The sequence below is a fragment of the Candidatus Berkiella aquae genome (assembly GCF_001431295.2).
Lineage (GTDB): Bacteria > Pseudomonadota > Gammaproteobacteria > Berkiellales > Berkiellaceae > Berkiella > Berkiella aquae.
The window spans coordinates 3,403,539-3,414,912 of the sequence record NZ_LKAJ02000001.1; the positions used below are offsets into that span (position 1 = coordinate 3,403,539).

At 41.0% G+C, this 11,374-nt stretch carries 13 protein-coding genes; all 13 read right to left on the reverse strand.

Annotation, left to right across the window (positions count from 1 at the left end; translation table 11 throughout):
• Positions 1-3: 3 nt before the first annotated feature.
• The 13 genes from HT99x_RS15035 to rpmH are packed head-to-tail and all read right to left on the reverse strand — an operon-like array spanning position 4 to position 10,250.
• Positions 4-474 (reverse strand): F0F1 ATP synthase subunit B, encoded by a 471-nt coding sequence (locus HT99x_RS15035; protein WP_075065115.1) that lies wholly within the window; start codon positions 472-474, stop codon positions 4-6.
• A 23-nt stretch (positions 475-497) separates the two neighbouring features.
• Positions 498-785, reverse strand: a complete 288-nt coding sequence (gene atpE / locus HT99x_RS15040; protein ID WP_075065114.1) for a F0F1 ATP synthase subunit C — start codon at positions 783-785, stop codon at positions 498-500.
• A 56-nt stretch (positions 786-841) separates the two neighbouring features.
• Positions 842-1,618: a F0F1 ATP synthase subunit A gene (gene atpB / locus HT99x_RS15045; protein ID WP_075065113.1), complete on the reverse strand. Its 777-nt coding sequence runs from the start codon at positions 1,616-1,618 to the stop codon at positions 842-844.
• The gene (locus HT99x_RS15050) at positions 1,618-2,034 is read right to left on the reverse strand and encodes an ATP synthase subunit I (RefSeq protein WP_075065112.1); all 417 of its coding nucleotides are present in this window, start codon (positions 2,032-2,034) and stop codon (positions 1,618-1,620) included. Before HT99x_RS15050 ends, atpB begins: the two co-directional genes overlap by 1 nt.
• Positions 2,035-2,089: 55 nt before the next feature.
• Positions 2,090-2,995, reverse strand: coding sequence for a ParB/RepB/Spo0J family partition protein (locus HT99x_RS15055; RefSeq protein ID WP_075065111.1), 906 nt, complete (start codon positions 2,993-2,995; stop codon positions 2,090-2,092).
• A gap of 9 nt (positions 2,996-3,004) precedes the next feature.
• Positions 3,005-3,817, reverse strand: coding sequence for a ParA family protein (locus HT99x_RS15060; RefSeq protein ID WP_259566972.1), 813 nt, complete (start codon positions 3,815-3,817; stop codon positions 3,005-3,007).
• 12 nt (positions 3,818-3,829) lie between these two features.
• Positions 3,830-4,459, reverse strand: a complete 630-nt coding sequence (gene rsmG, locus HT99x_RS15065) for a 16S rRNA (guanine(527)-N(7))-methyltransferase RsmG (RefSeq protein WP_075065109.1) — start codon at positions 4,457-4,459, stop codon at positions 3,830-3,832.
• A complete protein-coding gene (mnmG, locus tag HT99x_RS15070; protein ID WP_075065108.1) occupies positions 4,456-6,399 on the reverse strand; it encodes a tRNA uridine-5-carboxymethylaminomethyl(34) synthesis enzyme MnmG in 1,944 nt (647 codons plus the stop codon). The genes rsmG and mnmG overlap by 4 nt, the downstream gene beginning before the upstream one ends.
• Before the next feature lie 10 nt (positions 6,400-6,409).
• On the reverse strand, positions 6,410-7,756 hold the full coding sequence (gene mnmE / locus HT99x_RS15075) for a tRNA uridine-5-carboxymethylaminomethyl(34) synthesis GTPase MnmE (protein WP_075065107.1): 1,347 nt from the start codon (positions 7,754-7,756) through the stop codon (positions 6,410-6,412).
• Positions 7,757-7,763: 7 nt separating this feature from the next.
• The gene (gene yidC, locus HT99x_RS15080; protein ID WP_075065106.1) at positions 7,764-9,422 is read right to left on the reverse strand and encodes a membrane protein insertase YidC; all 1,659 of its coding nucleotides are present in this window, start codon (positions 9,420-9,422) and stop codon (positions 7,764-7,766) included.
• Between the two features lie 19 nt (positions 9,423-9,441).
• Positions 9,442-9,672 carry a membrane protein insertion efficiency factor YidD gene (gene yidD / locus HT99x_RS15085; protein WP_235528405.1) on the reverse strand — a complete coding sequence of 77 codons (231 nt, stop codon included), beginning with the start codon at positions 9,670-9,672 and terminating at the stop codon, positions 9,442-9,444.
• A complete protein-coding gene (gene rnpA / locus HT99x_RS15090; protein ID WP_083482769.1) occupies positions 9,633-10,043 on the reverse strand; it encodes a ribonuclease P protein component in 411 nt (136 codons plus the stop codon). Before rnpA ends, yidD begins: the two co-directional genes overlap by 40 nt.
• A gap of 51 nt (positions 10,044-10,094) precedes the next feature.
• Entirely contained in the window at positions 10,095-10,250 is a 156-nt protein-coding gene (gene rpmH / locus HT99x_RS15095) for a 50S ribosomal protein L34 (protein ID WP_075065104.1), read from the reverse strand.
• Between the last annotated feature and the right edge of the window lie 1,124 nt (positions 10,251-11,374).

Genomic DNA, 11,374 nt, shown 5'->3' on the forward strand with positions numbered 1-11,374 from the left:
TCTCTAAATTTCCTGAGCTAGCTTTTCTAACATTTGTTCATGTGCATTAGAATCAACACTCTTTTGAAGTACTTTTTCTGCACCAAACATTGCAATTGTGGCCACTTCTTTACGCAACGTTTCTTTTGCTTGCGACACCATATGATCAAGTTCTGAATGCGCTTGAGCAATGATGCGCTGTCCTTCTTCATGAGCACTTTGACGTGCAGCATCAAGAATGGCATCTGCTTGCTTTTTTGCTTCCAAAATGATGTTAGCGCCTTGTTCTTTGCTCTCTTTCAAGCTTTGCAAGACTTGCTCTTTTGCTCGCGCAAGTTCCATATGGCCTTTTTCAGCAGCAGCAAGGCCATCTGCAATTTTCGCTTGCCGATCTTTGAGCGCTTTGATGACAGGAGGCCAAATGTAACGCTTGGTGATCCACACAAACAGGACAAATGTAATCATTTGTCCTAACAGGGTGAGGTTAATATTCACAGCAATAATTCTCCGAGCTTAACTTAGCGTGGAATATGGGTCATAACCTCAGCTAAAAATGGGCTCGCGAAGGTGAAGTAAAGTGCTACACCCACACCAATCATCGATACCGCGTCAAGCAAACCAGCAACAATGAACATTTTTACTTGCAGCATAGGGGTCATTTCTGGCTGACGTGCTGCGCCTTCTAAAAATTTGCCGCCCAGCAAACCAAAGCCGATTGCGGTTCCTAATGCGCCCATACCAATCAACATCGCCACCGCGATTGCGGTAACTGATTGTAATTGCGATACAATTTGTGCGGTTTCCATTTCTTCTCCTAGCTATTACACTTTTAACGTCTAAACAAATTCAGTATTCAATCAATCTAATGCGCTTCGTGTGCCTGACTAACGTAAATAAGAGTCAGCATCATGAAGATAAATGCTTGCAAAATAATAATGATGATATGGAACAAAGCCCAAACCAATCCTAAAGGCCACTGTGACCACCATGGTAAGAGGGCAATCAAAATGAAAATCAATTCGCCCGCATATAAGTTTCCGAATAGTCGCAGACCTAAGGAAATAGGTTTAGCTAATTCATCAACGATTCGTAACATAACGTTGAATGGGAAAAACCATGGACCAAAAGGAGCGCAGAAAATTTCTTTGGTGAATCCAATCGCGCCTTTGTTCTTTAGATTGTAGTAAATGGTCATTAAAAAGACCGATATCGACATACCTAGCGTGAGGTTAGGATCGGTCGTTGGCACGACTTTCAAATAATGGATCCCCACGAGCGATGCAGCTCGAGGTAACAGATCGACAGGAAGCAGATCCATAAAGTTCATGAGGAAAACCCACACAAAAATGGAAAGTGCTAAAGGAGCTATCCAATCACTTTTGCCATGGTAGATATCTTTGACTTGCTGATTAACAAACTCAACAATAACTTCAACGAAATTTTGCAATCCGCCAGGAATGCCTACTGTGACTCTTCTGGCAGCCATATAAAATAGCCCTAAAAAGAGAAACCCCAATATCCAGGAGATAATCAGTGTATCTAAATGAATGGCAAAGAAGCCTTCACCCCACGTTAAGTTCGTGAGATGGTGAGTAATATATTTTGCTGAGGTTAACTCTTCATCTACTTGAGCGGTCATTAGGTTCTCATACCCTGATTATTTTTTTTCATAAAACTCATTAGTAGCGGCGCCAGCGCAAAACTGATTTGTGCTGTGATGTAGCCCATAAACAGCCACAACGGTAACGCCCACCCCGTCATTATCGCGCAAAGAAACCCTAATGCGGTTAAAACAACTTTAACCATTTCCCCCCAATAAAGGGACTTAAACATTTTCTTTGCCGCTCTTGCACCTTGATGTGAAAACACACGTCGATACAAATAAAAGTTTGGCAACACACATATCAACCCACCTACAATAAATGACGCGGCCGATAGTGCACCCTGCAGTATCCCTACTAATGGAGAAAGGATAATGACAAAAGGAAATTGCACCAAGATGGCAAACAGCGCTTCATTTTGATAGTGAGTGCGTTTCATTAACAAATTACTCATGGTAGACGGCTTGCCAAGCGCGCAAAGTATACTGGGTGTCTAAACTTTTAGCAATTTATTTCAGATGGGCCAAGATCCCTTCCAGCTCGTCAACACTATGATAACGAATCACAACCGATCCTTGCCCCTTTCGTCCATGCTTAATCATAACTTTGGCTCCCAACTTATCTGCTAAATCTTCTTCCAAACGACGGATATTGGGATCAATAACCAATTTTTCCTCAGCCATCGAAGGTGTGGGACCTTCCTGTAGTTTGTTAACTAATTTTTCTGTTTCTCTAACCGATAACCCTCGATTAATAACGGTTTGAGCAACTTGGCTTTGCAATGTTCCCTTCACCCCCAACAGAGCACGAGCATGCCCCATTTCTATCTGTCCTTGCTCCAATAAGCTTTGGACATCTGCATTTAACGTTAATAAACGCAGTGCATTGGTAATACTGGCTCGCGATTTTCCAACGGCTTCTGCTACTTGCAAATGCGTTAATTGCAACTCATCTGCTAAACGCTTAAGAGCAATTGCTTCTTCCAACGGGTTTAAATCTTCTCGTTGAATATTTTCAATCAGTGCCATCGCCATTGCAGCTTCATCTGGCACCTGACGAACTAAAACAGGTACTGTCTCTAAACTCGCAAGCTTTGCTGCACGCCAACGTCTTTCGCCCGCAATAATTTCGTATTTATCCCCTCTTGGGCGCACCACAATCGGTTGTAAAATCCCCTGAGCTCGAATAGATTCAGAGAGTTGCTCTAAACCTTCATGTCGAATTTGTTGCCTTGGTTGATAAACACCTCCCATTAATTGATCAACTGCCATATAGGTCAGAGATTGATCAGCTAATACAGCAGGCGGTTCTGTCACTATCAAATCTTCTTTAGTTGCAGCAACAGCAGGCGCTCCCAACGTGGCCGATAAGAGCTCATTCAATCCTTTGCCTAAACCTCGTTTTTTAATGGACATGTCGTGACCTTATTTTATCAATTCTCTTTTGGCGACAGGTTTATCCTTTTTACCTGAACGTTGACGACGCAAAAATTCAGCGGCCAATGCAAGATAAGCAGCCGAACCTCTAGAGTGTTTATCATATAATTGCACGGGCAGTCCGTAACTAGGCGCTTCAGCTAAACGAATATTACGCGGTATAACCGTTTGAAAAACTTTATTACCAAAATGATCTATCAACTGTGATGACACTTCAGCAGCTAAACGGTTACGACCATCGTACATAGTACGAATAATGCCACCGACTTCTAAACGAGGATTAACAGAACCACGCAATTGTTTAATGGTATTAATTAAATCACTCAAACCTTCCAATGCATAATACTCGCATTGCATCGCTATCATGACAGCATCAGCCGCAACCAATGCATTTAGCGTTAACATGCTTAAAGAAGGTGGGCAATCTAAAAAAATGTAATCATATTGATCTTTAACTGCCGCCAGCGCTTTACTCAAAATAATCGGATGCGCTTGCTTTTTCACCAACACCACTTCTGCAGCGGTTAAATCACTGTTTGCTGGGATCACATCATACCCTGCTGGCGTTTGTTCAATAATTGCCTGCTTGACGGTTGCTTTACCCTGCAACAAATCATTCATTGAGAAATCAACAGCACTTTTATCAACGCCACTTCCCATGGTTGCATTACCTTGGGGATCTAAATCGCAAAGCAATACTCTCTGCTTTGATAAAACCAGCGATGCAGCCAAATTGACACAGCTGGTGGTTTTACCCACACCGCCTTTTTGGTTTGCAAACGCTAAAATTTGATTCCTCATGGAATAACCCTTTCATTCAAACTTAATAATTGCTAGATGTCGTTCAGCCCTTTCCCCTGGCACCTTTAACTTGATGAGGTTTTCAACTTGGAACCCCGGGGGAAGCATCAAGAGTTCAGAGCTTGTTTTGCCCATCATGGCAAAGAATCGCCCATCACTAGCTAGCAAATGAGCACACAGCTGAACCATTTCTGCCAACGGTGCGAAGGCTCGCGTGAGGATAGTACTAAACTTTCGCTCCGCTTGATATGTTTGTACCGTTTGGCAGATGCATTGGACGTTATTTAGTAAGAGTGATTTAGCTGCTTGTGAAACAAAAATCTGTCTTTTTTGATTGCTATCTAACAAAAAAAACTGTCGTTGTGGATAAACGATACTCAACGGGATCCCAGGTAACCCAGCGCCTGTCCCCACATCTAGAAAGTCATCCCCTGCTAAATAAGGAGCGATGGATAAACTATCGATGATATGTCTATCAATCATGAGATCGGGTTCACGAACCGCCGTCAAATTAAACGCTTGATTCCAACGATGCAATAAAGCGACAAAATCTAATAAAGCTTCTTGTTGTGTATGAGTTGTTGATAAACCAAGTGCCTTTAATCTTTTTTCTAGATGGCCTTTTAAATCCTCTTTATTCATACACTCACTTCATCTTCATGCGTTTGTGTGACAAATTTTTTGATATAAATCAGTAACAAAGAAATAGCTGCCGGCGTCACACCCGGGATCCGCGAAGCAATGCCCAATGTCTTTGGCTTTGACTTGGTTAATTTTTCAATCAACTCAGCGGAAAGCCCTGGGATCCCTTTATAAATAAAATCTTCTGGGATTTGGGTGTTCTCATGCTTCGCGCATTTTTGAATTTCGACGGTTTGCTTATCAATATAGCCTGCATATTTTATTTGCACTTCAATTTGTTCTAGTGCTTGTTTAAAAATATGTTGAGAAAGCGCATCGTCTCCAATGCGAGATTCTTGCGATATAGCTGCTTGTACTTTCGGTAACTGATGCAAATCATAAATAGTCACTTCAGGTCGAGCTAACAAATCAAGTGCTTTGCTTTCTTTGTTGAGAATAACCTGTGCACAACTCTCTAATATTTTGGCATCAGGATCATGCGCAAAAATACAAACCGATTTTAGTTGTTGGCGAATATTATCTATTGCCGCGCATTTTTGTTGAAAGCGCTGCCAACGATGATGACAAATTAATCCCATTTCTTTGGCGATGGGCGTTAAGCGCAAATCAGCATTATCTTCGCGTAGCAATAAACGATATTCAGCACGGCTTGTAAACATACGATACGGCTCTAAAGTACCGTGCGTAATAAGATCATCAATTAATACACCAATATAAGCTTCATCACGTCTTGGATACCAAAGTGGTTCTTGACGAACAAAACGAGCCGCATTAATACCCGCTACGATCCCTTGTGCTGCTGCTTCTTCATAACCTGTTGTTCCATTAATTTGGCCCGCAAAAAACAAACCTTTTACGTATCTTGTTTCTAATGTTGGTGATAATTCTCGCGGATCAAAGAAATCATATTCTATGGCGTAACCTGGTCTTAATATGTGAGCATTTTCTAGGCCCTTCATACTTCGCACGAGTTGGTATTGCACATCAAAAGGCAAACTGGTTGAAATACCATTGGGATAAATTTCATGGGTATTTAAACCTTCGGGCTCTAAAAATATCTGGTGTGAAGTCTTGTCAGCAAAACGCACCACTTTATCTTCTATCGAAGGACAATAGCGCGGACCAACACCTTCAATCACGCCAGAAAATAAAGGAGAGCGTGAAAGTCCATTACGGATGATGTCGTGAGTTTGCTCATTGGTGTGCGTAATGTAACAAGCAATTTGCGTGGGATGTTCAGCTTGTATTCCCATGTAGGAAAAAATCGGTGTTGGTGTATCGCCCGGTTGTGGCTGTAATTGAGAAAAATCAATGGATTTACCATCAATACGCGGCGGGGTTCCCGTCTTTAAACGCCCTATCTTGAAAGGTAATTCTCGTAAGCGTTCAGCTAAGCGCATTGAAGGAGGACACCCAGCTCTACCACCTTGATAATGACTTAAACCAATGTGAATTTTACCTGCCAGAAAAGTACCAACCGTTAGCACCACAGAGCGCGCATGAAAAGTGAGCCCCATTTGGGTAACAACGCCTTTTACTTGATTGTTATCCACAATCAAATCTTCAACAGCCTGTTGAAAAAGCCATAAGTTTGGCTGATTTTCTAAGACATCTCTCACAGCTTGTTTATAAAGTGAGCGGTCTGCTTGTGCTCGGGTTGCTCGCACCGCTGGGCCTTTGCTTGCGTTTAAGGTACGAAATTGAATACCCGCTAAATCTGCGGCATGAGCCATTACGCCGCCTAAGGCATCAATTTCTTTTACCAAATGCCCTTTACCAATCCCACCAATGGCGGGATTACATGACATTTGTCCCAACGTTTCAATGTTATGGGTTAGTAATAATGTTTTTGCCCCAATACGCGCACTGGCTGCTGCGGCTTCGGTTCCAGCATGCCCACCACCAATCACAATTACATCGAACATTTCAGGAAAATTCATGATTTATTACTCATTTACCAATGCAAAAATTAGAAAAAATTTCACCGAGCAAATCATCGGTTGTGACTTTACCAACAATTTCACCTAATGCGTCGTGCGCCATCTTTAATTCATGTGCCACTAATTCGCCCGCTTTAAATTCGACTAGCTGCTTTTTAGCATTAAGACAATTCTGCAACGTCGCAGCGATGGCCGATAAATGGCGGCGTCTAGCAATAAAAGTTGCCCCCTCTGCCTGACGATATCCCATGCACATTTTTAAATGTTCTTTAAGACAAGACAGGCCTTCGCCTGTTTTAGCGCTCAAATATAATTGCCCATCTCGCTCTCCAGGCAATAATCCCACTGTATCAATTTTATTCATAATTAAAGTGGTTTTATGCGAAAACTGTTGCAACACCTCTTGCTCTACTTTCGTCAACTCGCCCTGACTTACATCTACTACCAGTAAAATCCTATCTGCTAAATCTTGCTGCAAGAGTGCGCGGCGAATACCTTCTTTCTCTATTTCTTCTGCTTGATCGCGAATTCCTGCCGTATCAATAATATGTAACGGCATTCCATCAAGCTGAATAGTTTCTTTTACTAAATCACGAGTCGTCCCCGCGATAGGGGTAACAATCGCTGTTTCTTGACCGGTTAATGCATTGAGTAAACTGGACTTACCTGCATTCGGTTGTCCAACAATAACAACCGACATGCCTTCTTTTAACAACTGCCCTTGCTTGGCTTTAGCTTGCAGTAATGAAAGCTCTGCTAAAATAGCATCAAGCTTTTGTAAGACTTTGCCATCACTTAAGAAATCAATTTCTTCTTCTGGAAAATCAATTGCCGCTTCCACGTATAGGCGTAGTTGCATTAATGCGGTTGCAAGATTCAAAACATGCTCAGAAAATTGCCCCTGCAATGATCGCATTGCACTTTGAGCAGCTTGTTGAGTGGAAGCATCGATAAGATCAGCAATGGCTTCAGCTTGTGCTAAATCAATTTTATTATTTAAAAAGGCTCGAAGAGAAAATTCACCGGGCTCTGCCAGTCTTGCACCCTCAGCCAGCACCGCGCTAACAACTAAATCTAAAACAACCGGACCACCATGCCCTTGTAATTCAACAACATCTTCTCCCGTAAAAGAGTTGGGCGAAGGAAAATACAAGGCAACACCTTGATCTAGGATTTCTTGGTTAGCATTACGGAATGTGCACAAAGTGGCTATTCGTGCAGATAAGTCTTTTGATAGCAGCCGCTTGGCAATAAAAGCGGCTTGCTTTCCTGAAATTCTGATAACACCAATCCCCCCTTTTCCAGGCGCTGTTGCTACGGCAACAATCGTATCTGCAAAGGAGGAATTCGCATTCATGACTGACCTATTTTACTTTTTTCAAAGTGGCTTCACGTTCAATGTTGCGCGTTATAAACCACTGCTGAGAAATGGACAGAATGTTATTTACCGTCCAGTACAATACTAACCCCGCCGGGAACGATAAGAACAATACCGTAAAGATAACTGGCATGAACATCATCATTTTTGCTTGCATCGGATCAGGTGGTGCTGGATTCATCTTCTGTTGCAAGAACATGGTCGCCCCCATAATTAAAGGCAACACATAGTATGGATCTTTGCTTGAGAGATCTTGAATCCACAGAATAAATGGCGCTTGGCGTAATTCAATACTTTCTAACAAGACATAATAAAGCGCAATAAAGACCGGTATTTGAATCAATATAGGTAAACACCCGCCCAATGGATTCACTTTCTCTTTTCGATACAGCTCCATGAGTGCGGCACTAAATTGCTGCTTATCATTACCATGACGCTCTTTTAGCATTTCAACACGAGGTTGCAATCGGCGCATATGCCCCATTGAACGATAACTCGAAGCAGATAAGCTATAAAACAACAACTTCACAACAAGGGTTAACAAGATAATGGCAAAGCCCCAATTGCTAACGAAGCCATGAATAAACTGTAATGCCCAAAATAACAATTGCGAAATTGGCCATAAAATACCGTAATCAATAGTTAATTCTAGACCAGGTGAAATTGCTTTAAGTTTCTCTGCAACTTCAGGACCTAAATATAACTGACCACCCACGGTTTCTGATTTATGAGGAGCGACTTCCACTGCGGTGAGCGCGCCGATGTTGTATACGTTGTCATCATCAACTCGACTATAGTAAACATTGGCACTTTCTTTTGCTGGTATCCAAGCAGATAAGAAGTAATGTTCAACCATTGCTGCCCAGCCGCCTTCCATGGTTTGGCGCAATGGCGCTTTTTTCATATCAGGAAAACTTAGCTTTTTATAGGGTTTTTCTGGCGTTGATAAAGCAGCGCCTTCATAATTTTGCACACCGAGCATGCCATTGGATTTTCCTTTGACATATTCACGGCGCAATTGACCGTAAATATTTCCTAACCATACATTATCGGTATCATTTTGAATTTGGTAATTAACATCAACCAAGTAATTACCACGTTTAAACACAAATGTTTTTGTAACCTTTATGCCGCTTTCATGTTGCCAATGTAAATCAACATTTAAAACATCTTGGTTTAACTGGAAATTATTTTGAGTAACCGTGTATCTTGCTCGCCCTTGTTGCCTTGAATCAGGACCGAGTTCATTTTTCCCAACCAACCCAGTTTGCGCAACATAATTTCGTAGTGCTGTTTTATCTAATAAAAGCACCCCTTGCTCAGAATGTAGTTTTTCTGGATATTTCAGCAATTCTGCACGTACTATATCACCACCGATGGGATCAATTTTAATTTTGAGTACGTCAGTTGTTACATCAATGAGATCAGCGGATGCGCTACTTGGAGTACTCACGGGCATCACTGCGGTACTTTGATTAGTAGAAATAGCAGGAATTTCGCTATCTTCTTTTGTTGCAGAGGAAGCTGATTGAGAATGTGTTTGTTTTGGCAATGCTGGATGTTCTTTTTGCCATTCACTAAATAGAGCAAAACCAACAACCAATAAGGCTATCAATAAAAACATTCGTGTACGTTGTAATTCCATGCCATTTTATCCTAAGGATTCAAGGAACTTTGTCATCACCACCCGGATGCCAAGGATGACATTTAAGTAATCTTTTGGTTGTTAACCAAACACCCTGGATGGCCCCATATTTTTTTAATGCATCGATGGCGTAATGCGAGCAGGACGGATAAAAACGACACTGGTGCCCTACCCACGGACTCAATAACCATTGATATAACGCAATTCCCCCTAGGAGCGCTTGTTGAGGGAAGCTCGCAATAACTGCCATTGTTGATTTAATTCTTTGTGTAAACATGCACTTTTCAAATCTTCGAGGTGCTTTTGGGTAATCACAACAATATCAACAGCACCTAATATGCTTTGATAGTGTCGAAAGCTCTCGCGGATAATACGGCGTACGCGGTTGCGCGCGACTGCCGAAGGAATATAACGTTTAGCGATAGCTAATCCTAAACGGGCATACGGCAATGCATTTGCAGTACAAATGATTGTAAACATCGCCCCTTTTTGTCTGCGTCCCGTTTTAAATACTTGTTGGAAATCACTGGGAACAAGTAATCGATTCTTTTTCGGGAAACACAATTGCTGCTGCTGAATAATGGGCAACCCTTTTATTCTATGCCAAAAATAAAAAAACACTTTGCGTTAGCGATTGCTACTGCAAAGTGTTTTTAGCATTAAACGTCAATGCTATTTTTTGGTTCCACCGACGGGAGCAAGTCTTTTACGACCTTTACGGCGACGGTTTGCAAGTACTGCTCTGCCACCTTTGGTTTGCATGCGCTGGCGAAAGCCATGTGTTCTTGCTCTTCTAACCTGACTTTTTCTTTGAAACGGCCGTTTCATGGCAACTCCATGAGTTAATCAACTTGTTGAGAAATAAATCCCTAAAAATTAGGCGGTTAACTATATGCGATCGGAAAAGCAAAGTCAAGATGATACTTGGAAAGCTTTATTTGTGGATAAAGACACTTCACTTAATCAAATTAAAGAAAGATAAAACTGAAAAATGATGATGATGATTAAGGCAACATTTTTTGCGTATAACCTTATAAAGTTTAAACAAAACAAATGTTTAAGTAAAAAAGATCTTGTGGATGAGAGGCAGAATTTAGGGCGAACGAAGTGTGGATAACTTCATGCCCTCGAGAAAATCCAGAGCCAAACGCGGGTTGCCCACAGTTTTGTGCATCCATTATCGACAAAGTTGTTAACAGGTTTAGGCATTTTACGTTTTGCTAAGCAAATAAGCTTAATCCATTCTCAATAATTATAAATTTTTATAAAACTAAAGAATGATGTTTATTAAGAGGGCACAATTTCCTGTGGATAAGGTAACAAATTATTTAAAAATTAAGAACTTAAAAAAAGCATAAGATCGTGCTAAAGAACGGGATAAGTGTTGAATAACATGTGCAAAAAAAGAAGGTTTTAAAAAAAGGTGAATAACCATCCACAAAAAAACGACGTTATGAGCAGGTTAATGAAAGGTTATACAGAGCTTACTGTGGATATCTTATATATAGAGGTGAGTTTAGTGAAAATAGAAGAAAAGTAATTATTATCAATTTCTCTATATAAATGATTTATTATGATTATCGTGGATAAAACAGTGGATATCTTTATTATTTTCAATATTTTCAAAGTGCTAAAAAAAATTATCTTGTGCGTAAGCTATTTTAAAATAGGCGGATATCCTGTGAGTAAACACCACGGATAGTTTAAATAGGGGATAACCGTCAGAGTTATACACAAAATAAAGTTATTTTCGCACAGCTAATAAACCAAGTTAGCAAAAGTATTGTGAAATCAGAACCAAAAAACAGTGTGGATAACTAGCGCGAAGCGGGGTAGACTAAGTCCCCTAGAAGTCACTCAGCCATTAGTCATCTTCTGTCTTAACCAACTAAGCAGCATCATCCAGATGGCGGAATGATTTGCTCTAAAATTTGCGTTGTGAGGAATAAGCG